The organism is Grimontia kaedaensis, from assembly GCF_023746615.1.
Lineage (GTDB): Bacteria > Pseudomonadota > Gammaproteobacteria > Enterobacterales > Vibrionaceae > Enterovibrio > Enterovibrio kaedaensis.
Window position 1 is genome coordinate 3,365,711 of the sequence record NZ_CP082275.1, and the last position, 23,514, is coordinate 3,389,224.

At 49.6% G+C, this 23,514-nt stretch carries 20 protein-coding genes; 13 read left to right on the forward strand and 7 right to left on the reverse strand.

The window, feature by feature from the left end; translation table 11 throughout:
• Positions 1–34: 34 nt before the first annotated feature.
• Positions 35–1,408 (reverse strand): PhoH family protein, encoded by a 1,374-nt coding sequence (locus tag K6Q96_RS15050; RefSeq protein WP_251876682.1) that lies wholly within the window; start codon positions 1,406–1,408, stop codon positions 35–37.
• Positions 1,409–1,765: 357 nt separating this feature from the next.
• On the opposite strand from K6Q96_RS15050, the gene rapA reads away from it, so the two are divergent.
• The 3 genes from rapA (at position 1,766) to K6Q96_RS15065 (ending at position 6,530) form a co-directional block, all read left to right on the forward strand.
• Positions 1,766–4,684 (forward strand): RNA polymerase-associated protein RapA, encoded by a 2,919-nt coding sequence (rapA, locus tag K6Q96_RS15055; RefSeq protein WP_251876683.1) that lies wholly within the window; start codon positions 1,766–1,768, stop codon positions 4,682–4,684.
• 127 nt (positions 4,685–4,811) lie between these two features.
• Positions 4,812–5,534 (forward strand): bifunctional tRNA pseudouridine(32) synthase/23S rRNA pseudouridine(746) synthase RluA, encoded by a 723-nt coding sequence (rluA, locus tag K6Q96_RS15060; protein WP_251876684.1) that lies wholly within the window; start codon positions 4,812–4,814, stop codon positions 5,532–5,534.
• Between the two features lie 42 nt (positions 5,535–5,576).
• Positions 5,577–6,530, forward strand: a complete 954-nt coding sequence (locus tag K6Q96_RS15065) for a D-2-hydroxyacid dehydrogenase (protein WP_251876685.1) — start codon at positions 5,577–5,579, stop codon at positions 6,528–6,530.
• A gap of 4 nt (positions 6,531–6,534) precedes the next feature.
• Here the strand turns inward: K6Q96_RS15065 and djlA are convergent, their stop codons facing one another.
• Positions 6,535–7,362, reverse strand: a complete 828-nt coding sequence (gene djlA / locus K6Q96_RS15070; RefSeq protein ID WP_251876686.1) for a co-chaperone DjlA — start codon at positions 7,360–7,362, stop codon at positions 6,535–6,537.
• A 161-nt stretch (positions 7,363–7,523) separates the two neighbouring features.
• Between djlA and lptD the strand changes: the two genes are divergently transcribed.
• From lptD to K6Q96_RS15100, 6 genes are read left to right on the forward strand one after another with little or no spacing between them, the layout of a single operon-like run.
• Positions 7,524–9,875 (forward strand): LPS assembly protein LptD, encoded by a 2,352-nt coding sequence (lptD, locus tag K6Q96_RS15075; RefSeq protein WP_251876687.1) that lies wholly within the window; start codon positions 7,524–7,526, stop codon positions 9,873–9,875.
• A gap of 22 nt (positions 9,876–9,897) precedes the next feature.
• Positions 9,898–11,196 carry a peptidylprolyl isomerase SurA gene (gene surA, locus K6Q96_RS15080; RefSeq protein WP_251876688.1) on the forward strand — a complete coding sequence of 433 codons (1,299 nt, stop codon included), beginning with the start codon at positions 9,898–9,900 and terminating at the stop codon, positions 11,194–11,196.
• On the forward strand, positions 11,183–12,178 hold the full coding sequence (gene pdxA, locus K6Q96_RS15085) for a 4-hydroxythreonine-4-phosphate dehydrogenase PdxA (RefSeq protein ID WP_251876689.1): 996 nt from the start codon (positions 11,183–11,185) through the stop codon (positions 12,176–12,178). Before surA ends, pdxA begins: the two co-directional genes overlap by 14 nt.
• Positions 12,175–12,984, forward strand: coding sequence for a 16S rRNA (adenine(1518)-N(6)/adenine(1519)-N(6))-dimethyltransferase RsmA (gene rsmA, locus K6Q96_RS15090; RefSeq protein ID WP_251876690.1), 810 nt, complete (start codon positions 12,175–12,177; stop codon positions 12,982–12,984). The genes pdxA and rsmA overlap by 4 nt, the downstream gene beginning before the upstream one ends.
• Positions 12,985–13,004: 20 nt before the next feature.
• Positions 13,005–13,379 carry a Co2+/Mg2+ efflux protein ApaG gene (apaG, locus tag K6Q96_RS15095; protein ID WP_002536469.1) on the forward strand — a complete coding sequence of 125 codons (375 nt, stop codon included), beginning with the start codon at positions 13,005–13,007 and terminating at the stop codon, positions 13,377–13,379.
• 8 nt (positions 13,380–13,387) lie between these two features.
• The gene (locus K6Q96_RS15100) at positions 13,388–14,221 is read left to right on the forward strand and encodes a symmetrical bis(5'-nucleosyl)-tetraphosphatase (protein WP_251876691.1); all 834 of its coding nucleotides are present in this window, start codon (positions 13,388–13,390) and stop codon (positions 14,219–14,221) included.
• Positions 14,222–14,225: 4 nt separating this feature from the next.
• Here K6Q96_RS15100 and folA read toward each other — a convergent pair whose 3' ends face one another.
• The 4 genes from folA to rplU form a co-directional block, all read right to left on the reverse strand.
• Positions 14,226–14,708: a type 3 dihydrofolate reductase gene (gene folA, locus K6Q96_RS15105; RefSeq protein ID WP_251876692.1), complete on the reverse strand. Its 483-nt coding sequence runs from the start codon at positions 14,706–14,708 to the stop codon at positions 14,226–14,228.
• A gap of 121 nt (positions 14,709–14,829) precedes the next feature.
• A complete protein-coding gene (gene cgtA, locus K6Q96_RS15110; RefSeq protein ID WP_251876693.1) occupies positions 14,830–16,005 on the reverse strand; it encodes an Obg family GTPase CgtA in 1,176 nt (391 codons plus the stop codon).
• Positions 16,006–16,388: 383 nt separating this feature from the next.
• Positions 16,389–16,646: a 50S ribosomal protein L27 gene (gene rpmA, locus K6Q96_RS15115; protein WP_002536479.1), complete on the reverse strand. Its 258-nt coding sequence runs from the start codon at positions 16,644–16,646 to the stop codon at positions 16,389–16,391.
• 17 nt (positions 16,647–16,663) lie between these two features.
• Positions 16,664–16,975, reverse strand: a complete 312-nt coding sequence (gene rplU / locus K6Q96_RS15120) for a 50S ribosomal protein L21 (RefSeq protein ID WP_002536481.1) — start codon at positions 16,973–16,975, stop codon at positions 16,664–16,666.
• Between the two features lie 269 nt (positions 16,976–17,244).
• On the opposite strand from rplU, the gene ispB reads away from it, so the two are divergent.
• Positions 17,245–18,216, forward strand: coding sequence for an octaprenyl diphosphate synthase (ispB, locus tag K6Q96_RS15125; protein WP_251879655.1), 972 nt, complete (start codon positions 17,245–17,247; stop codon positions 18,214–18,216).
• Positions 18,217–18,301: 85 nt separating this feature from the next.
• Here ispB and mdh read toward each other — a convergent pair whose 3' ends face one another.
• Positions 18,302–19,237 carry a malate dehydrogenase gene (mdh, locus tag K6Q96_RS15130; protein ID WP_251876694.1) on the reverse strand — a complete coding sequence of 312 codons (936 nt, stop codon included), beginning with the start codon at positions 19,235–19,237 and terminating at the stop codon, positions 18,302–18,304.
• Between the two features lie 309 nt (positions 19,238–19,546).
• On the opposite strand from mdh, the gene argR reads away from it, so the two are divergent.
• From argR to K6Q96_RS15145, 3 genes are all read left to right on the forward strand, one after another.
• Entirely contained in the window at positions 19,547–20,017 is a 471-nt protein-coding gene (gene argR, locus K6Q96_RS15135) for a transcriptional regulator ArgR (protein ID WP_046303052.1), read from the forward strand.
• A 401-nt stretch (positions 20,018–20,418) separates the two neighbouring features.
• A complete protein-coding gene (locus K6Q96_RS15140) occupies positions 20,419–22,989 on the forward strand; it encodes a TRAP transporter permease (RefSeq protein WP_251876695.1) in 2,571 nt (856 codons plus the stop codon).
• 51 nt (positions 22,990–23,040) lie between these two features.
• Complete coding sequence (locus tag K6Q96_RS15145; RefSeq protein ID WP_251876696.1) at positions 23,041–23,478, forward strand: universal stress protein; 438 nt, start codon at positions 23,041–23,043, stop codon at positions 23,476–23,478.
• Positions 23,479–23,514: the final 36 nt, after the last annotated feature.

Sequence of the window (23,514 nt, forward strand, 5' to 3'; positions counted from 1 at the left end):
TGCCAAATGGCAGCCTTTTTCAATTCAGTTCCGGTTAGAGGTTTTCTTCAGCAAACTCTGCGAGACGGCTGCGCACCACACCATTGAGGTAAACGCAGGCACTGCCTTCAAAGTTCTTAAATCTTTCCACAATGTACGTCAGCCCTGAAGTCACAGGGGTCAGGTATGGACTATCTATTTGCGCCAGGTTACCGGAGCAAACAATTTTCGTTCCTTCACCACAACGGGTGATGATGGTCTTCAACTGTGATGCGGTAAGGTTCTGACACTCATCCAAAATCACAAAGGCATTCTGGATAGAGCGGCCACGCATAAAGTTGATGGATTTAAACTGGATATTGGCCTTATCCATGATGTAACGCATCGAGCCGTCTGCACACTCGTCATTTTTGTGCAACGCTTCCAACGTATCGGTCACTGCACCTAACCAGGGCAGCATTTTCTCTTCTTCGGTGCCAGGAAGGAAACCGATGGATTCAGCAATTTCCGGCGTGTTACGAGTCACGATGATCTTGTCATACATGCCCTTTTCGACCACCTGCTCAAGCGCTGCTGCCATTGCCAGGATGGTTTTACCACAGCCTGCAGGGCCAGTGAGGATAACCAGATCCACATTCGGGTCGAGCAATGCATCCATTGCCATTCCTTGATAGATATTTTTCGGGCGAACTCCCCAGGCTTCACGGTGCATCAAACGTTCACGGCTGATGTCCTTAATGGTCATTTCCGTATCAGTTAACCCCACGACACGTCCGGCAAAGTCGTCGCCTTCGTCAAGCAGGTACTGATTCACGAAGGTGGTGTCGGCGAGTTCACGTGGCAAAGTGTGTAAGGTGGTGCGACCGCTATTTTCCGTTTCTACCTGACCGACCTTGTCCCAAAAGCCGCCTTCAAAGACCTGGAAGCCTTTGGTCAGCAAGCTGACATCGTCAATCAGCTGGTCGGTACGGTAATCTTCAACAAACAGTACGCCAGCTCCTTTCGCACGCAGTCGCATGTTGATATCTTTGGTGACCAGTACCACGGTCCTTGGCGAGCGTTTTGCCTGCAGATGAAGGACCGCATTCAGAATACGGTTATCCCCCGCCTTGTCGGCAAACGCCTGAACGGTTTCTTTAATTTCGTAGTCTGCAAATATGGAGACGGTTCCCGTGCTGCCTTCTTTGCCGACAATAATGCCTTCAGCAATTTGGTCTGGGGTGGCGTCTTTAAAGATATCTTCGAGGGCACGAATCGCGACACGTGCGTCACGGGAGACGTCCCGCTTGCTGTCTTTGATCCGGTCGAGTTCTTCGAGGACGGTCATGGGAATGATCACGTCATGTTCTTGAAAGGAATAGATGGCGAAAGGTTCATGAAGCAGGATATTGGTGTCCAGCACAAAGAATTTCCGATCGGCATCGCCCATAGGCACCTCCTTGGTTGCATAGGCTTGTGGGAGCCCCACGAGTTTCCCCTGATCCCGCAAGCAAACCGCGTGCCACGGTAATCGGGTAAATACAGCCACTACGCTATAAAGTCCGTGTCTGCATAATCTTAATCGTAAGACATATTTCAGTGTTTACCCGTCGACTACGCCACATTTTCATGAATTTGTTACTTGTTTGTTACGACCGCCAAATTTCCAACATTCGCCGTGACCCTGCTCACAAGTTCGAGTACCATTGGCAGCCTTTTTCTCCGTGCGCATCATGGCCTACACTGTAGTTCGCATGAGGCACGTGGTCTCCAATTTGTGTCAGCTTTAACCAGAGGTTTCTCCCCTATGTCTTACGCCCTCGGACAACGTTGGATCAGCGATACCGAAAGTGACTTGGGTCTGGGTACAGTTGTTGCGCTTGATGCGCGTACTGTGACCCTAATGTTCCCAGCCAGTGAAGAAAATCGACTCTACGCCAATAACGACGCGCCCATCACGCGCGTGATGTTTAACGTAGGTGATACCATTGAAAGTCACGAAGGCTGGTTTCTGACCGTTGAACGTGTTGACGAGGAAGGCGGCGTGCTGACCTATGTGGGTACACGCACTGACACGGGCGAAGAAAACACGCTACTTCGTGAAATTTTCCTGAGCCACCAAATCCGTTTTAACCGCCCGCAGGACAAGCTGTTTGCCGGTCAAATCGATCGCATGGACCGTTTTGCACTGCGCTACCGCGCTCTGAAGAACCAGTACGAACAGCACAAGAGCCCGATGCGCGGCCTGTGTGGTATGCGTGCAGGTTTGATCCCTCACCAGCTTTTCATTGCCCATGAAGTGGGTCGCCGTCACGCACCACGCGTATTGCTGGCTGACGAAGTAGGTCTGGGTAAAACCATTGAAGCAGGTATGATCATACACCAACAGGTGCTGTCTGGCCGCGCGTCCCGCGTTTTGGTTGTTGTGCCGGAAACCCTCCAACACCAGTGGCTGGTTGAGATGCTTCGTCGCTTCAATCTGCACTTCTCCATTTTCGACGAAGAGCGCTGCATCGAAGCGTTTGCGGATTCAGATAATCCGTTTGATACTGCACAGCTGGTACTGTGTTCATTGGACTTTCTGCGTAAAAGCCGTAAACGTGCGGAGCAAGCCGCCGAAGGCGAATGGGATTTGCTCGTAGTCGACGAAGCGCATCACCTTGAGTGGAGCGAAGAGAAAGCCAGCCGCGAGTATCAGGTGATTGAAGGCATCTCTGAAAACACCCCAGGCGTACTGCTGCTGACAGCAACCCCAGAACAGCTGGGTCACGAGAGTCATTTTGCCCGTCTGCGTCTTCTCGACCCAGATCGTTTCTATGACTATCAGGCATTTGTAGAAGAAGAAACCCAATACGCTCCGGTCGCTGACGCAGTGGGCCAGCTGCTGTATGAAGACAAGCTCAGCAATGAAGCGAAAAACAGCATTACCGAACTGCTTTCCGAGCAGGATGTTGAGCCGCTATTGCGTATCGTCGAAGCAGGAGATGTCGACGACGACCAACGTCGTGACGCTCGTAACGAGCTGATTGACAACCTGATGGACCGCCACGGTACGGGCCGCGTGTTGTTCCGTAACACCCGAGCGGCGATCCAGGGCTTCCCGCAACGCCACCTGAACCTTTACCCATTGGCACTACCAAGCCAGTACCAGACCTCGATGCGTGTTGCCGCCATGATGGGCGGTAGCAGCCAGTCTATCGAGCAAAAAGCGGTTCAATGGCTATACCCTGAAGATATTTACCAGCAATTTGAAGGTGAAAACGCCTCTTGGTGGGGCTTCGACCCACGTATCGATTGGCTGCTGGATTTGCTGAAGTCCAACCGTCAGGAAAAAGTGCTGGTGATCTGTTCACGCGCACAAACTGCATTGTCGCTGGAGCAAGCACTTCGCGAACGTGAAGGTATTCGCGGTACTGTTTTCCACGAAGGCATGTCGATTCTGGAACGCGATAAAGCAGCCGCTTACTTCGCACAAGATGAAGCCGGCGCACAGGTGCTGATCTGTTCTGAAATCGGCTCAGAAGGCCGTAACTTCCAGTTTGCTAACCAACTGGTGATGTTCGATTTGCCAATGAACCCCGACTTGTTGGAGCAGCGTATCGGCCGTCTGGACCGTATTGGCCAGAAGCGTGATATCGAAATTCACGTTCCATTCATGGAAGGGACGTCGCAAGCACTGCTGGCGCGTTGGTACAACGAAGGCTTGAATGCCTTTGAAGAAACCTGTCCGACAGGCCGCGCTGTCTTTGAACACGTTCAGGATGATTTGCTGCAACTGCTGGCAAAAGGCAGCTTGGATGAATCTCTGGATACGCTGGTTGAAACCAGTGCCGAGATGCACCATAGGTTGAAAGCAGACCTTGAAAAAGGCCGAGACCGTCTGCTCGAGATGCACTCCAATGGCGGAGACAGTGCCAAAGCACTGGCAGAAACCATCGCCTCCCATGACGGTGACACCAATCTGGTGACCTTCGCGTTAGGCCTTTTTGACACGGTTGGTCTGAATCAGGACGACAAAGGCGAGAATGCCATTGTCGTGACGCCTTCAGAGCACATGTTGGTGTCGAGCTACCCTGGCCTGCCAAGTGAAGGCTGCACCATCACCTTTGACCGCGAAACTGCACTGTCACGTGAAGATCTGCACTTTATCAGCTGGGAGCACCCAATGATCCAGGGCGGTATCGATCTGTTGCTTTCTGAAGATGTGGGCACCACTGCAGTTTCCCTTTTGAAAAACAAGGCGCTACCCGTCGGCACTCTGTTCCTTGAGCTGTTGTATGTGGCAGATGCACAGGCACCGAAAAGCTCGGGGATTCACCAGTTCCTGCCAGCGACACCAATCCGCGTATTGCTCGATGCAAAAGGTAACGATCTGGCAGCACAGGTAGAGTTTGAAGGCTTCCACCGCCAACTGAGCCCAGTAAACCGCCATCTTGCAAGCAAGCTGGTTTCTTCTGTTCAGACCCAAATTCATGGCCTGATAGAAATGGGCGACCCGCTGGCTGAAAAACAACTGGCCGTGGTCAAAGAAGCCGCAGAAGCTGAGATGGCAGCCAAGCTTCGTTCTGAGCTGGATCGCCTCCAGGCGCTGAAAGCCGTGAACCCGAATATCCGTGACGATGAGCTGGAAGCGATTGAAACCCAAATGGGTGAGCTTCGCGGCTACATCAATCAGGCACAGGTGAATCTGGATGCGCTGCGTGTGATCGTGGTCAGCCATCAGTAATCTGAGCTAGCCCAAAGGCAAGGCACTGCTTCGGCGGTGCCTTTTTGTATCCAGCCTTCCCTTTACATTGGGGCATGCTAAACTGCCGCCCGTCTAAACTTCGAGCAGTTCTTTTTCGAGTAAAGCCATGAGCGACTTTATTTATAACCCGCCAACGGAACCTTGGCTGGATATTATCTATCAGGATGACGACATCATTGCCATCAACAAACCGAGTGGTCTTCTGACCAACCCGGGACGCGACCCTGCCCATTACGACAGTGCATGGTCACGCATCAAGGCGGAATATCCTGACGCTGAACTGGTTCACCGACTCGATATGTCGACCTCTGGCTTGATTGTGTTTGCCAAACACAAAGAGGCAGAACGCCACCTAAAAGCCCAATTCCGTGAGCGTGTGACCCACAAGCTCTATTACGCACGCGTATGGGGTAGCGTTGAGCAGGATGAGGGCCGAATCGACCTGCCACTGATTTGTGACTGGCCAAACCGTCCCAAGCAAATGGTGTGTTTCGAAAATGGCAAGCCGTCAATAACAGACTATGAAGTGATCAAGCGGGAAAAGAAAACCTCGCTGGTGCGTCTTCTTCCTATCACGGGTCGCTCCCATCAGCTTCGCGTTCATATGCTGGCGCTCGAACACCCAATTGTTGGTGATGAGTTTTATGCTCACCCGCAGGCACTAAAATACTCACCTAGACTGCAACTTCACGCTGGGGAGCTTTGCTTCCTGCATCCGGGTTCGGGAGAGCCGATGCATTTGTCTGCGCCATGTGATTTTTACAGCAGTGCGCCGGGTGACACGCTGGTACGACGAGGCATCAAAGCTGACCCTGAACTGTTGAAGTAATCAATAGTTCGGATTTACACTGGCGGAAAAAGGAAGCCCGCCATGGAAAAGATTGTCTTTCTGGATAGTGCCACTATCCCTTCTCATATTTGTATTCCCTCGCCATCTTTTCCTCACCAATGGGAAAGCTTCGAAGAAACGTCGCCCGAAGAAGTATTAGACAGACTCAAAGACGCGACCATCGTTGTCGCCAACAAGGTTCTCCTCAGCGGCGAGTTACTGGCGCGATTGCCATCGCTTAAGCTGATTGCCGTGGCTGCAACGGGCTATAACAATGTCGATATCGACTGGTGCAGAGCCCACAACCTACCCGTTTGTAATATCCGTGGTTATGCCACTGGTTCCGTGCCCGAACATGTCATCGCACTCGCCTTTGCACTGAGAAGAAACCTCAATGCCTACCACAGGGACATTGAGCTAGGTGTTTGGAAAGAGAAGAACCAATTTTGCTTTTTCACTCACCCTATCGGTGATATTGCCGGTGCAACGCTTGGAGTTATTGGGTCAGGCAGTTTGGGGCAGGCAGTAGAGATACTTGCTAAAGCTGTCGGCATGAAGGTGATTCGCTCAGAACGAAAAGGCGAAACAACTGTCCGAGACGGGTATGTTTCATTTGAGGATGTATTACAAACGGCCGATATCCTGACCCTGCATTGTCCGCTCAGCGATGCGACCCGAAACCTGATTGGTGCTGAAGAACTTAGCCAAATGAAGTCTACGTCGGTTTTGATAAACACAGGGCGAGGTGGCTTAGTGGATGAAATGGCGCTAGTTGAAGCACTTAAGAAGGGTGAGATTGCAGGTGCTGGGGTGGATGTGTTTACCGAAGAGCCTGCTACAAACAGTAATCCGTTACTGGCTCATTCAGGTCTGCCCAACCTAATTCTAACCCCTCATGTCGCTTGGGGCAGTGATTCCAGTCTTCAGACATTGGCAAATCAACTTACCGATAACCTGAATGCCTTTATCGAAGGTAATCCACAAAACCTCGTGTAAGGGCTTATTTAAAGCCCTTTTCTTTTTTGATCAGATCGTATGCAGCTTGGATTTCCTGCGCTTTTTGTTTCGCCATCTCCATCATCTCTGGCGGCAGGCCTTTTGCAGCTAGCTTATCTGGGTGATGCTCATTCATCAGCTTTCTATGTGCGCGTTTAACTGTCTGCGCATTCGCATCTTCATCAACACCCAAAATCCTATAAGCATCGGCGATATTTGGCCCGCCAAAGCCTTGTTGCCATTGTTGCTGGCCTTGATGCTGACCGCCCTGCTGCTGGTAAAACTGGTAAGCCGCTTCTTGCATCGCCAAGCGCTGCTCGAGTTGCTCACGGGAAAAACCTAGGGTGCTGGCAATGGTGTAAAGCACCTGACGCTCGCTGGGGTGCATGGAGCCATCGGCATACGCCGCCTGAATTTGTACTTCGAGAAAGAACTGCAGCAGGTCAAAGCGGCCACCACAATTGCGACGAACCGATTCCAACGTGTCTTCCAATGGGAAAGTCGCGTCTTTACCTTCACGGAATGCATCTTGTGCCTGCCGTCTGGCATCTCCATGCAAACCCATACGATCCATAAGATTGGTCGCAAGACGGATCTCATTTTGTGTCACCTGACCTTTAGCTTTGGCAACATGCCCCATCACTGCAAAAGTGGCATGAAAGTAAGCCTGCTGACGCGCTTGCTGGTTCTGTCCCTGAAAACCACCGCCAAAGGAAACGTTTTGTCTCGCCTTATCGAACTTATGCCCTAGAAACAGACCTAACAATAACCCGAAAGGACCACCGAGCAGGAAGCCAAAGAATGCCCCCAACACTTTTCCCCAAACCGCCATGTTTATTTCTCTATTTGATTAATTTATCTCGTTTAAGCCAGCAAGCAGGTGCCGTGAGGCATGATTTGCATTATCATAACCCCCATTTTTCAGCAAAAATTTGCCAGGACGCAGCGCAAGAGTATACCAGTGCTGTATGCCAACAACAGGATTGAGTTTTAATGTCACTGACTGCCAGAAGTTTTTTATCCTCGATGATTTGCCTTGCCCTATATGGACAGGCCATGGCGGAAGAGAGCCAAGCCACTCAGAGCAGCACCGATCCACTGGTGATCCCTACAGGAAAATGTCTTGCACCGGAATACCGCTGTAATCCTACCGCTGGCAGCGCTGAAGACATCAATGATCTTCCCGTTAAAATCCTCGCAGACAGCGCCGAAGCCAAAGCTAATGTAAAAGCTACTTATCGTGGCGATGTCATCGTGACTCAAGGCAACCGGACAGTCAAAGCTGACTCTGCAACCTTGCGCCAACCAGAAAACATTGTCACAGCGGAAGGCAATGTTTATTTCCATGACGGCCAGATCGCTATTTCAGGCGAATCTTTACAGACGAATTTGGATAATGAAGACACCACATTAAATAACGCCCAGTACAAAATGATGTGTACACCGGGTCGCGGGGAAGCCAAACGCGTCTTTAAAAATGGTACAACGTTCTACGAGCTCGAGGATGGTACCTACACCACTTGCCCAGACGATGACAAGAGCTGGCGATTCAGCGCAGGGAAATTGGAAAAAGAAGATGGTGACATATTCGCTGATCTTTACAACGCCCGCTTTGAGGTGCTGGATACCCCAATCTTCTATCTACCTTACCTCCGTGTGCCGGTAGAAGATGGCCGCCTGACTGGCTTCTTATACCCATCAATCAGTTGGAACGATACTGATGGTTTTGAGCTGGAAACACCTTTTTATTGGAATATCCACCCTCAAACCGACATGTTAATCACACCGCGGTACATGTCCAATCGTGGTTTATTCATGACTCTGGAGCCTCGCTACCTGACCGAAATGGGTTCAGGCGGCATGGTACTTGAGTATATGGGGGAAGATAAACTCTACCCAGAGTTCGATAAAAGCTGGGGATTCAACTGGACTCATTCAGGCATTCAAAACCATTGGTCATACGATATCGATTACAGCAAGGTCAGCGACTTCAGTTACTTCAGCCGTCATACCGACTCGCGTGTCGGTAGCCGAGAAGACAATACCTTGTTGCAAACAGGTGAAGTGTCCTATCGTGACCTGAACTGGGACTCGACACTGAGTATCCGAAACTTCCAGCCATTGAGCCCCAACACGTCTGTATATCGCCTACTCCCGCAACTTGCGATGAACTATTATCGTCCAGAGGCAGGCTTTGGATTAGACTTTTACATGCCAACGAAAATCAGTAAATTTGCAACTGATGACGACAGTAAACCTGATGCGCTTCGCTTTAATATTGAACCCACCCTTGTCTTGCCTTACAACCTGCCCTGGTTGAGTGCAACTGCAGAAGGTAAATTGTTTTACACCTACTATGACCAGTCGAATATTGATAGTGTGACTGGCGTTAATGGTGAGGAGCTTGAGGCAACTGTCTCGCGCATAGTGCCGATGACAAGGCTTAATGCCGTCGTAACGCTTGAACGCAATGGCGCTTTCTTCGACACACCTTACACTCAGACTCTCGAACCACAAGTTCAGTATCTTTACATCAAAGACGTTGATCAGTCAGGTATTTATAACCCCGTTAACTACTCGGGTGGTGGTTATGATACTGCACGTTTACAAACCGATTACTATGGTCTGTTCCGGGCTAACCAATACAGCAGTGTTGACTATATCAACCCGGCTAACCAATTTACGGTCGGTGCTGCGACCCGTTTCTTTGATGATGGCTACAAAGAGCGCTTTAACCTAGCATTTGGCCAGATTTACTACCTTGATCGTTTCGGTAATCAGGAAGATACCTCCATCAATTATTCTGCGTGGGCAATTGAAAGTGAGCTGAACCTCAATGATTACCTATTTGTTAGAGGATCATTGGAATATGATAGCAACCTCAGTGACTTGCAGTTTGGTAATGCCACTTTGGAGTATCGTGATGGCGGGTTTTACGCTCAAACTAGTTATCGATACGTAGCAAAAGACTATATCGCGAGTACCGTTGGGTTCAACAATTTAGACCAGATCACTGAAGACGGGATTTCCCAAGTTGGTTTAGTCACAGGCTTTCCCATCACTTCAAATGTGAATTTTCAGGGGCAGTACTTTCACGACTTAACGCAAGAGCTGATGTTAGAAAACCAGTTTGGTCTGACGTACACATCGGCTTGCTGGGTGATTGGCCTAAGTTACAACGAATATCTGCTGGCGCGCAGCAATATCAATGATACTGCGCGATACGACAACAACATTAGCCTGTCATTCAGTTTGCTTGGTCTTGGTGCGAACGCAGGCTTTGGCTACAGCTCTGCGAGCGGCAACGCATTGGGTTACCGCAATCCGTTTGGCCTTAAGAACTAATTTTGAGATTTTGGAAACGCAAATGAATAAATGGACGAAAGCTTTACTGGCCACGGCAATCTCAGCCAGTTCGTTAACGGTGTCGGCTTCCCCGGCAGAATTAGATCGCGTTATCACTGTTGTGAATGAAGGAGTGATCCTTTCAAGTGATGTCGAATCTCTGAAAAAGACAGTGGCTTTGAACGCAGATACGGCAAATTTGCCACCGGAAGATGTGCTTGAGCAACAAATCCTCGACCAGCTCATCATTGAAGAACTTCAGCTTCAAGAAGCCAAGCGTCTAGGTATTCGTATTGATGATACCCGCCTTGAGCAGGCCATCGACTCTATTGCCAAGGACAAGAATATTTCAGTGTACCAACTGCGTGAAGAGCTGAAACGCAACGGTATTACCTGGTCGTCTTACCGAGACCAAATCCGCCGCGAGATTACCATCAGCGAAGCACGTAATGCTCAGGTTCGCCGCCGCATCAACATACTTCCTCAAGAAGTAGAATCATTGGCATCCCAACTCAATGCAAAAAATCTTGAAAATGTCGAATATCGTCTGAGCCATATCCAACTTCGATTAGATGACGGTGCAGAGAAAGAAGAGCGTGATGCTGTCGCGGAGAAGGCAAACAAGTTGGTATCTGATCTTCAAGCCGGAAGTAACTTCAAAGCGTTGGCGCTGGCAAACTCTAAAGGTCCAAAAGCGCTTGAGGGCGGTGACTGGGGATGGATGCGTTTGGAAGAAATGCCAACCATCTTCGCAGACCAGATTAAAAACAATGGCAAGGGTGCCATTATTGGTCCGTTCCGCAGCGGCGTGGGTTACCACATCCTAAAAATCGCTGATGTGAAAGGCCTTCAGTCTGTTGCCGTAACGGAAGTGAAGGCGCGTCATATTCTTATCAAGCCTTCTATCGTCCTCAGTGACGATGGTGCTAAGCGCCAGCTCAGCCAAATGATTGAACAGATTAACAAAGGCGAAAAAAGCTTTGACGATTTAGCAAAACAATACAGTGCAGACCCCGGTTCAGCAGTGAAAGGCGGAGACCTTGGCTGGCAGACATCAGAGCTTTATGTTCCTGAGTTTAAGGACAAAGTAGATACTTTGCCTGAGGGTGAAATCAGCGAGCCTTTTAAGACGGTTCACGGCTGGCATATTGTCGAGGTATTGGAACGCCGCCAGGCTGATCGCACCGATGCAGCAGTGCAGAACCGCGCATACCGTATGCTACTGAACCGTAAGTTCAATGAAGAAGCGCAGGCTTGGTTACAAGAGCTTCGTGCTGGTGCTTACGTAGAGCAGGTGGGTAATCTTGATGAAGACAGCTAACACAAAACGTATCGCCATCACCCCAGGTGAGCCAGCGGGCATCGGTCCGGATTTGGTATTGGCGTTAGCACATGATAACTGGCCGCATGAGCTGGTGATTTGTGCCAATAAGGAAATGTTGGCGGAGCGTGCTAAAAAACTTAACATTGATGTCAGCTTTGAAGATTACGACCCGTTAGCAACTCCTAAGGCCCATCAACCCGGCGTTTTAGTGGTTTGTGATGAGCCGCTTGAAGCTGACGTAGTGGCAGGCGAGCTCAATGAAGCCAATGGTCACTATGTATTAAACACCCTAACCCGCGCAGCCGAAGGCAATATGCAGGGCGAGTTTGCCGCTGTGGTGACAGGGCCGGTTCACAAGGGCGTGATTAACCGCGCCGGTGTATCTTTCAGTGGCCACACTGAGTTTTTCCAGCACCACGCCAACGTACAACAAGTGGTGATGATGCTGGCGACAGAAGGTCTCCGGGTAGCCTTGGTGACCACTCATATCCCTTTGGCGTATGTATCGAAAGCCATCACCGAAGATCGTCTGTTTCAAGTGATTGGCATTTTGAATGACGACCTCAAATCCAAATTCGGTATCGCAGAGCCCAGAATTTATGTCTGTGGCTTGAATCCCCATGCCGGGGAAGATGGCTGTCTGGGCCGCGAAGAGATAGATATCATTGAGCCCGCACTTGATAAGCTTCGCGAACAGGGAATGAATCTCATTGGCCCTCTTCCAGCAGACACACTATTCCAGGACAAGTACCTGAAAGATGCAGACGCCGTATTGGCGATGTATCACGATCAGGGATTGCCTGTGTTAAAATTCAAAGGATTTGGAAAGTCAGTCAACATCACGCTTGGTCTGCCTTTCATCCGAACGTCAGTAGATCATGGTACCGCATTGGATTTAGCAGGTACCGGAACGGCGGATACTGGAAGCCTGCGGACAGCGCTATCCCACGCCCTCGAATTAGTAGATAAGAAAGCATGAGCGATAAAGTCCATCTCGGCCACCGCGCCCGTAAGCGCTTCGGTCAGAACTTCCTGAACGATCCGTACATCATTGACGGCATTGTTTCTGCCATCAACCCTCAGCCTGGCGAGAACCTCGTTGAAATCGGTCCAGGCCTCGGCGCATTGACTGAGCCTGTTGCCCGAGAAGTCGACAGACTAAGTGTGGTTGAGCTTGACCGCGATTTGGCTGAACGTCTTCGCCATCACCCAGATTTGGCAGATAAACTGACCATCTATGAAGGCGATGCGATGAAGTTCGACTTTACGCAACTGTCGTCTGAAGAGAATCCACTTCGTATTTTCGGCAACCTGCCGTACAACGTATCAACACCGCTGATGTTCCACCTGTTCAGCTTTGCAGGTAAAGTAAAAGACATGCACTTTATGCTGCAAAAAGAAGTGGTTAACCGTCTGGCTGCGGGCCCTAACAGTAAAGCCTATGGCCGTTTGACTGTAATGGCACAATACTACTGTAAGGTAGTGCCAGTACTGGAAGTACCACCAACGGCATTTAAGCCAGCGCCAAAAGTGGACTCGGCCGTTGTGCGCCTTATTCCGCATAAAGAGCTGCCACACCCAACCACTAGCCTTAAATGGTTGGAGCGTGTTTGCCGTGAGGGCTTTAACCAACGCCGCAAAACCGTGCGTAACTGTTTCAAATCACTGATTGATGCAGAAACCATGGAATCGCTGGGTATCGATCCTTCGGCGCGCCCAGAGAGCCTCTCGTTGGCACAGTTTGTTGCACTGGCAAACTGGATGGATGCAAACCATCAACAATAATTTCAGGGAACACTTCAGGGATGATAAACAACAACTTTACGGTTCGCGTGCTGACTCACTATGTAGAAGAGCAATCTGAGCCGGATAAAAAACGTTATGTGTTTTCCTATACGATCACCATTGAAAACAATGGTGATCGTCATGCACAACTCCTTCGTCGTAAATGGCTAGTCACCGACGCCAACGGCAAAAAACTGGTGATCGAAGGTGAAGGTGTTGTGGGGGAGCAGCCCCTTATCGAAGCGGGCGATGAATATACCTACACCAGCGGCACTGTGCTGGAAACACCTGTGGGTGTGATGCAAGGTTTTTACACCATGATAGATGTCGACGAAAAAGAGTTCGACATCGAAGTCTCACCATTCCGTCTCGCGCTTCCCAATATTCTCCACTAGGTAAATCTGTGGCTACTTACCTTGTCGGTGACATTCAGGGCTGTTTTGACGATCTTAACGCGCTATTGAAAGAAGCTAGCTTCGATCCATCCAGCGATCACCTATACATAGCTGGAGACCTAGTAGCCCGGGGCCCCGATTCCCTTGCAGTGCTTAGGTTTGTGAAATCACTGGGAGAGCATGGTCATATGGTTCTGGGGAATCATGATCTCCACCTTTTAGCAGTATCAGAAGGGATCATGAAACCAAAAGGTAAAGACAAAACCCTGCCGATACTGGAAGCAGACGATCGTGAAGAGTTGCTTGAGTGGCTCCGCCAACAGCCCCTGCTGATCCATGTTGAACAGGCCAATGGTGAGAGTCCGGGGTTCGTCATGACCCATGCAGGCATTCCTCCGGTCTGGAATATTAGAACGGCAAAAAAGCACGCGAAAGAAGTAGAAAGTGTCCTTAGAAGTGACCGTTATGCTTGGTTACTTGAGAACATGTATGCTAACGAACCCGCCCTCTGGTCACCGAAATTAGAAGGCATCGAAAAGTATCGCTATACCATCAATGCGATGACTCGGATGCGTTTCTGTGAGCCAGATGGAAGCCTGAATATGGCGTGTAAACTTCCCCCAGAGAAAGTTAAAGATGGAAGTCTCATGCCTTGGTTTCAAATGCCAAACCGTCGCACAATTAGCGAAACTCTGGTTTTTGGTCATTGGGCTGCATTGGGTGGGGTACTAACAGATAACCTACTTGGTTTGGATACTGGCTGTGTGTGGGGTGGTTCCCTCACCATGGTGAGGTGGGAAGATGGGCAAAGGTTTTCTCGCCCTTGCCCGATTCATGCCTGACAGCTTAAGTCCGCTCTAACACCACAAACTCCATGTCGTAGCAGTTCTTTTCATCAGCCTGATAAGATTCGCGGTGTGTTTCTGACCATCCCTCCCCCCAATCAGGGAAACAGGTATCACCGTCTATCTCCGCATTAATAAAGGTCAGACAAAGCTTATCTGCCCGAGGCATGCTCGCCTCATAAATGGCACCACCACCAATAATCACCGCTTCTTCAACATCACCTACTCGCGCAATCGCCTCGTCAATGCTGGTAGTGCTCTCGACGCCTTCTGCTGACCAATTTTCATTTCGGCTGATCACTATATTACGTCGACCCGGCAGCGGGCGGCCAATGGACTCATAAGTTTTCCGCCCCATGATGATTGGCTTGCCTAACGTGTTTTGTTTGAACCAGGTAAAATCGGCAGGCAGATACCACGGCATGGCGTTGTCTTTCCCTATTACACGTCCCTTCGCCATTGCGGCAATCATACTGATCTTCATCTGCTATTGATCCTTTATTTTCAAGCTGCTGCGACATGCTACATCACAGACTTTCCCTACGAAACCGTATTTAGGTGAAAAAAAACCGCCTTTATCGAGGCGGTTTTCTATGTATTCCAGTTTATGGGCGGTAGATGATCTCTACGTCGTAATCATCTTCGTTCCAATCATCCCAGTCATCATCGTCGTCATCAGACTTAGACTGCTTCTTGATTTCCTGCTCGTGGTAGTCGTCCCACTTGAATTCAACTTTAGCTTCTTCAGCCACTTCTTCCGGCTCAATTGCCGTTGGCAGCGATTCGATGAATTCCATCAGATCGTAAGTGAGTTGCTGAGTATTGCCTTTGTTGATAGCAGAAATCGCGTAGTAAGGTTCATCCCAACCTAATGCATCAAGGATACGCTCGATTTCCGCTTCCGCATCTTCTTCACTCATCAGGTCGATCTTGTTGAACAGGATCCAACGTGGCTTATCAGCCAGCTTCTCGCTGTAGCGTTGAAGCTCTTCAATGATAGTGAATGCATTATCGACAGGATCAGAACCATCAACAGGCATCAGGTCAATCATATGCAGCAGCACACGACAGCGCTCAAGGTGTTTCAGGAATCGAATACCGAGGCCAGCACCTTCCGCAGCACCTTCAATCAGACCCGGGATGTCAGCAACGACAAAACTCTTGTTGTCAGCGACACGCACCACGCCAAGGCTAGGCACCAGCGTGGTAAACGGATAATCCGCCACTTTTGGCTTAGCCGCTGACACCGCACGGATAAAGGTTGATTTACCTGCGTTAGGTAAACCCAACATACCCACGTCAGCCAACAGAAGCAGCTCAAGACGCAGATGACGCAGCTCACCCTTGGTGCCCATCGACTTTTGACGAGGAGCACGGTTCACAGAAGACTTGAAGCGGGTGTTACCCAAACCATGCCAGCCGCCTTTTGCCACCATGATTTTCATACCATGATGAGTCAGGTCTGCAATGACTTCACCGGTGTCTTCATCGACAGCACGGGTTCCGACAGGGACGTTCAATATCAGATCGTCACCACGCTTACCGGTACAGTTACCACCACGACCATTTTCACCACGGCCAGCAGCGTGAAAACGCTCAAAGCGATAGTCAATCAGGGTGTTCAGGTTTTCATCTGCCAGCAGGTAAACGTCGCCACCATCGCCGCCGTCACCGCCGTCAGGACCACCTTTAGGCACGTATTTTTCACGACGGAAACTGACCGTACCGTTACCGCCATCGCCGGCTTCAACGCGGATTACCGCTTCATCTACAAATTTCATTTTTCTTCTCCATACCCTGCACCACCCACCTTCAGGCAGGTATTACGTGTTCTTGGGTTAACATTGGCGATCGAGCAGCACCCTGTTGGAGCACTTCTGGCCGATGATCCTAATCCATTAAAAAGATCTTAGGATCAAAAACCGGGTTGCGTTCAGTATTGCCACGCTATGTATGCCTACAGATGCATTCGCGACATCTGTGACATCCGCGTGACGCGATTCCCTTCAAGCCGCGAATGATACGCGGCATGCGTAAATTCGCTGCTGACCCGCCTGAGCTTAGATTGCTGTTGTATAGCTAAATAACTTCACCCAAAGTCACTTAGCTATGCAACAAAAAGCCCCGCCGTAAGGCAGGGCTTCAAAATCAGTATCGAGTGCTATTATTCAGCTTCGATGCTAACGAATTTACGGTTCTTAGGACCTTTAACTTCGAATTTCACTTTGCCGTCAGACAGAGCGAATAGAGTGTGGTCTTTACCGCAACCTACGTTAGTGCCCGCGTGGAATTTAGTACCACGTTGACGAACGATGATGTTACCTGCCAGAACAGATTCACCGCCGAAGCGCTTAACACCAAGACGTTTGCTTTCTGAATCACGGCCGTTACGAGTAGAACCGCCAGCTTTTTTATGTGCCATTTATCTCTTCTCCTAGATTAAGCGCTGATGCCAGTAATTTTGACTTCAGTGAACCACTGACGGTGGCCCATTTGCTTACGAGAATGCTTACGACGACGGAACTTAACGATTTTCACTTTGTCGCCACGACCGTGAGTAACTACTTCAGCAGTTACTTTACCGCCTGCTACGAACGGTGCACCAACGGTGATTTCTTCGCCGTTAGCTACCAGCAGAACAGAATCAAACTCAACAGTTGAGCCAGTTTCAATGTCTAGCTTTTCCAAGCGAATAGTTTGGCCTTCGCTTACACGGTGTTGTTTACCACCACTTTGGAAAACTGCGTACATGGTTTTCTCCGCATTTCCGCACAGCCTTCTGCGTTTAAAAATTGTGCAGTGAGGGGTGCGCATTTAATTCATCAATAGGGCGCGAATTCTACGGTAAGATTCGCCTTCTGGCAAGGGGGTAGTGAAAGAAAATTGGTGAAAACCTGTTCACTGTATTTAACCGTCTATTTTGCCAACATTGATACTGTGTCGAGTAAGGAATTTTAGTGTACTATCATCGCAAAAACGAGAGCAGCAAACTGCAATCTACCCTTGGACCGGACGCATCAATGGATTTTAACACCATCCAAGCACTGACTGCCGATGACATGGCAAAAGTGGACAAAAAAATACTTGCGCAACTGAATTCTGACGTCGCCCTGATTAACCAATTAGGCTTTTACATCGTCAGTGGCGGAGGCAAACGCCTGCGTCCTATGCTTGCTGTTTTGTCAGCCCGTGCGCTGAACTATCACGGTGAAGGACATATCACCGCCGCTGCCTTTATCGAATTTATCCATACTGCCACCCTGCTGCACGATGATGTTGTCGATGAATCTGACCTCCGTCGTGGCAAAGCAACTGCCAATGCTATGTTTGGCAATGCAGCTAGCGTGCTGGTGGGCGACTACATTTATACACGCTCATTCCAGATGATGACAGAGCTTCGATCTTTAAGGATCCTCGATCTGATGAGTGAAGCTACCAATGTGATCGCTGAAGGCGAGGTTTTGCAGTTGATGAACTGTAATGACCCCGACACCACTGAAGAAAGTTACATGCAGGTGATCTACTCAAAAACTGCGCGTCTTTTTGAAGCAGCGACCCAAATAGGCGCCATCCTTTCAGACTCCTCTGAAAATGTAGAAAAGGCGTTGCAAGATTATGGCCGCTACCTTGGAACTGCTTTCCAGCTTATCGATGACGTAATGGATTACACCTCACAAGGCGATGAGATGGGCAAAAATACGGGTGACGACTTGGCTGAAGGCAAACCTACCCTACCATTGCTGCACGCTATGGCGAACGGTAATCCAGAGCAGGCAGCTATGATCCGCGAAGCGATCGAACAAGGCAATGGCCTGGACAAGCTTGATCCTATTCTTGCCTGCATGAAAGAGTGTGGATCTCTGGAATACACAAGCCAACGTGCAGAAGAAGAAGCGGAGAAAGCCATAGAAGCCCTCGCACCCATTCCCGAGTCGGAATATAAAGAGGCGCTCAAAGCGCTGGCACACATCGCTGTGCACCGTAAAAAGTAGACGTTCTGAAAAAGATCGACATGCTCTTTTAACAATGACAAAAAAAGCGGCTATCCAGCCGCTTTTTCTCTTTATCAGGAAGAAGTTACTTAATGAACTCTTCGCCCAGTTGGATATCTTTACGCAGCGTGTCCAGCATGCTGTCCAGTGCGTTTTGCTCGAACGCACTCAGTGGGCCGTGCTCCAAGATCTCTTCCACACCGTTTTTGCCAAGACGTACCGGTTGAGCGAAGAAGCGCGCGTATTTGCCGTCACCTTCCACATAAGCACACTCAACAACGTCTTGCTCGCCTTGAGCTGCGCGAACCAGCGCCAGACCAAAGCGACATGCTGCCTGACCCATAGATAGAGTTGCAGAACCGCCACCCGCTTTTGCTTCAACCACTTCAGTACCCGCGTTTTGGATACGAGGTGTCAGCGCAGCCACTTCTTCTTCAGAGAACTCAACACCTTCAACCTGAGACAGCAGCGGCAGAATAGTCACGCCAGAGTGACCACCGATAACTGGTACGCGAACATCGCTTGGATCTTTGCCTTTCAGCTCTGCTACGAAGGTTTCAGAGCGGATGATATCCAGTGTTGTTACACCGAAAAGACGGTTCTTGTCGTAAACACCTTTTGCTTTCAGCACTTCTGCAGCAATTGCAACGGTGGTGTTTACTGGGTTAGTGATGATACCGATCAGTGCTTTCGGGCACACATCAGCAATTCTTTCACTCAGAGAACGAACGATACCTGCGTTCACGTTGAACAGATCAGAGCGATCCATACCTGGTTTACGCGCCACACCGGCAGAGATCAGAACAACGTCAGCACCTTCCAGTGCCGGCGTTGGATCTTCACCGCTGTAACCTTTGATCGATACTGGGGTAGGGATGTGGCTAAGATCAACCGCAACGCCTGGTGTTACAGGTGCGATATCATACAGAGCCAGATCAGAACCCGCAGGCAGACGGTTTTTCAAAAGCAGGGCTAAAGCTTGACCAATGCCACCAGCGGCGCCAATCACAGCAACTTTCATCTCGTTCTCCTTATTTACGATTTTATTATTTCAGACCTTGGATACGGAGTAAGCCAACATAAGGTGGTTTACTTAAATTTACTGACAACCCCGCACACATAACGGACCTTATCCGCATGATACGTTCCCATCATAGATGACCACAAGCTTATCAACCTGAGGATAAGCTGCGCTTCTCATTTTTATCTTCAAAGCCGCGAAGGCCTGTTGAAAGGTGATAGGTGCGTCACTTTACCGCTGATTTTATTGCTCATGACTGAATCACTATGCAAGAATGCGCCATCCTGATACGGGGAAGAAAGAAGAAATATGCGCAATTCAGATAAACAAGATCAATTGGTGAAAGCTTTTAAAGCCATCCTGAAAGAAGAAAAATTCAGCTCCCAGGGCGAAATCGTGGATGCTCTGAAAGCGCAAGGCTTTGAGAACATTAACCAATCTAAAGTTTCCCGCATGCTGACCAAGTTTGGCGCTGTACGTACCCGCAACGCAAAAATGGAAATGGTGTACTGCCTTCCTGTTGAACTTGGCGTACCGACCACCAGTAGCCCGCTGAAAGAGTTAGTGATGGATATCGACTACAACGATGCTTTGGTTGTTATCCACACAGGTCCGGGTGCGGCACAACTTATTGCCCGCTTGCTGGACTCTCTGGGTAAAGCAGAAGGTATTCTGGGCGTGGTAGCCGGTGACGACACCATCTTTATCACCCCAACGCGCTCTACCACCACTGCGCGACTGTTTGAAGCCGTTTGCGGACTTTTCGATTACTCCCGCTAACTCACACTGAGAAACCTTGCAAATAGGCAGGATGATTTTCCAACCATACTGCCTATTTCTTTATCCAACCATCACATTCTGAGACATCATTCCATCTCAATAATAAGACTTTCCCGCTTTTATCTTCCCTCATACCTCAATTCAATGCGAAAGATCATGACAAAATATTTCGCTAGTTTTAAATTTTGGAAACGGATTTGTTATTATTCACAACCAAAGAATCCTAAATACACAAGATAAACTGAGTCTTACACAAGACCGTGAAAAGCAGTACTCGTCATTAGGTGAAGACAATAAAGGCGTACAAAATACGCTGTGGAGATAGCCCGCTTCGTTGCGGGTTATCCGCATCTGATGTCAGGTTTTTTTACACTTTTACTTGCCGATTAAAGGACAATGGCATGACGAAGACGACCGAGACACCGCAAGAAGCGCAGGACATTGTCGCTCAAGCGGACACCGGAGCCCGCGCTCCGTCAGGTTTACCGGGAAAAATCCTCTGGTTTGTTCCCCTGTGCTGGTCTATTTTCCAGCTCTGGTATGCCTCACCATTTACTGTCGCTCTCAATGATACCGAGGCACGATCGATTCACTTGGCGTTTGCTATCTTTCTGGCATTCACCGCTTACCCCGCATTGAAAAATTCTCCACGAGATCGCATTCCTGTCCAGGACTGGATATTTGCCCTAGTGGGAAGTTTTGCAGCCGGGTACCTTTTCCTTTTCTACACCGAACTGGCTTCCCGTGCTGGTGCTCCAACAAGCTTTGATATCGTTGTTGCAGTCACAGGTATGATTTTGCTGCTGGAAGCGACACGACGCGCCCTTGGCCCACCGCTGATGGTCGTCGCACTGGTATTTCTTATCTATACCTTCGCAGGCCCCCATATGCCCGATGTTATCGCGCACAAAGGGGCAAGCCTGAATAAAGCCATGTCGCACATGTGGCTGACCACTGAAGGTGTATTTGGTGTCGCACTGGGCGTATCAACATCTTTTGTTTTCCTGTTTGTACTCTTCGGTGCCTTGCTTGATCGTGCTGGTGCAGGTGGCTACTTCATCAAAGTGGCCTTTTCTATGCTAGGTCATATGCGTGGCGGTCCGGCAAAAGCTGCCGTTGTTGCTTCTGGTCTGTCAGGCCTGATTTCCGGCTCATCCATCGCGAACGTTGTAACAACGGGTGTATTCACCATTCCACTGATGAAACGTGTCGGTTTCCCGGGCACTAAAGCCGGTGCAGTAGAAGTTGCCGCATCGACAAATGGTCAGCTGACGCCACCTATCATGGGTGCAGCAGCCTTCCTGATGGTGGAATACGTAGGTATTCCTTACATCGAAGTGATTAAAGCGGCGATTTTACCAGCCATCATTTCTTACATAGCTCTGATTTACATCGTCCACCTTGAAGCTTGTAAGGCTGGTATGACAGGCCTTCCACGTCGTCATCAGTCAACGTTGGTACAATCTCTGCTGAGCTTCCTGACCATCGTGATTGGTATCTGTGTACTGAGCTTTGCGGTTTACTACGGTATTGGCTGGACCAAAGATGTGTTTGGTGCGGCGGCGAGCCCAATCATTGCAGTAGCAATTTTCATTGCCTACATCGCACTGGTTCGCTACTCAGCGCAATACAAGAAAGAGGCAGTAGAGGACCCAGCAGATACCGACCTTTCTGAACTACCTGATCCAGGTCCAACTGCACGTTCAGGCCTCTACTACCTGTTGCCAATCGTGGTACTGGTATGGTGTCTGATGGTTGAGCGCTTCTCACCAGGCCTGTCTGCATTCTGGGCAACCTTGTTCATGATGTTCATCGTGGTCACGCAACGCCCACTGTTTGCTTTCTTCCATGGCGAATCTAACTTCGGCGAAGAAATCAAAAACGGTTTTATCGACTTGGCAGAAGGCTTTGTTGCAGGTGCACGTAATATGATTGGTATCGGTGTAGCTACAGCTGCAGCGGGCATCGTGGTAGGCGTGGTCACACTGACTGGTATCGGCCTGGTGATGACGGACTTCGTTGAGTTCATCTCAGGCGGTAACATCATGCTGATGTTGCTGTTCACTGCAATCATCAGTTTGATTCTGGGAATGGGTCTGCCAACCACGGCAAACTACATCGTGGTATCCACCCTGATGGCGCCGGTTATCGTGACACTGGGTGCGCAAGAAGGGCTTATCATCCCATTGATCGCCGTTCACCTGTTCGTGTTCTACTTCGGGATTCTGGCAGATGACACTCCACCTGTTGGTCTTGCTGCCTTTGCGGCAGCGGCGATTGCGAAATCTGACCCCATCAAAACCGGTATCCAGGGTTTCACTTACGATATCAGGACCGCGATCCTGCCGTTTATGTTCATCTTCAACACCCAGCTGCTGTTGATGGACATTGAAGGCCCAGTGCATCTTATGCTGACCATTGGCTCAGCCGTGATTGCTATGCTCGCCTTCTCAGCCGCGACACAAGGTTGGTGGTTCACCAGAAACAAGTGGTGGGAAACGCTGCTGCTGCTGTTGATCACTTTCTCACTGTTCCGTCCTGGCTATTGGTGGGATCAGATTCACCCAGCAACTAACGATTACCCAGGTTCGTCTATCATTGAAGTGGCAGAAAAACTGCCAGATGGTCAAACGCTTAACTTGCAAGTCCGCGGTGAAACCATCGACGGTGATATCGTCACCAAACACGTTCACCTGCCCGTTGACTATGCACAGGCTGAAGGGCTCGCGCGTGTGATGTCAACCGGTTTGGAATTGCGTGACGAAGAAGGGGCAAAACTGGTCGATATGGTTCAGTGGGGCAGTCCTGCATCGGATGCGGGTATCGACTTCGACTGGGAGATTGTTCAGGTGAGTACACCGGCAGACCGACCAGCCAAAGAGTGGGTCTTTGTTCCTACCCTGCTTCTGCTTGCTGCCATGGCCTGGAACCAGCGCCGTCGCATCAAGGTCGCAGAACAACAAACAGCGTAATCAGCCCGGGGCATTACGCCCCGGTTACTACCAAACAAGAGAGTAGACGATATGTATAAACACATTCTGGTCCCTGTTGATTTGAATGATGAAAGCTTTGCTGATAAGGCAGTTGAGCACGCTGTTTGGCTGGCAGAACAAACAGGTGCCACTCTGCACCTGCTCACTGCGCTGCCGGGAATTCATAACTCCATGGTGCAGTCATACTTCCCCGAAGATGCCGCCCGCCAAATGAAGCAAGACGTTCGTAACAACCTGAAAGCCTTTGCTGAACGCATCGTGCCAGAGGGCGTGACGTACGATTTGTCAGTGGCTGAAGGCAAACCTTACAAGGCCATCGTCAAAACCGCTGACAACCTAGCCTGTGATTTGATTGTGATGCCCAGCCACAAGCGCTCTAAAGCCAACAAACTGATTATCGGTTCTGTGGCATCCAAGGTACTGGAGCAGTCAAAAATCAACGTGTTGATCATGAAGCCACAAGGCTGATTACCTGCACTAAGAACTAAAAAGGGCGGTAAAATA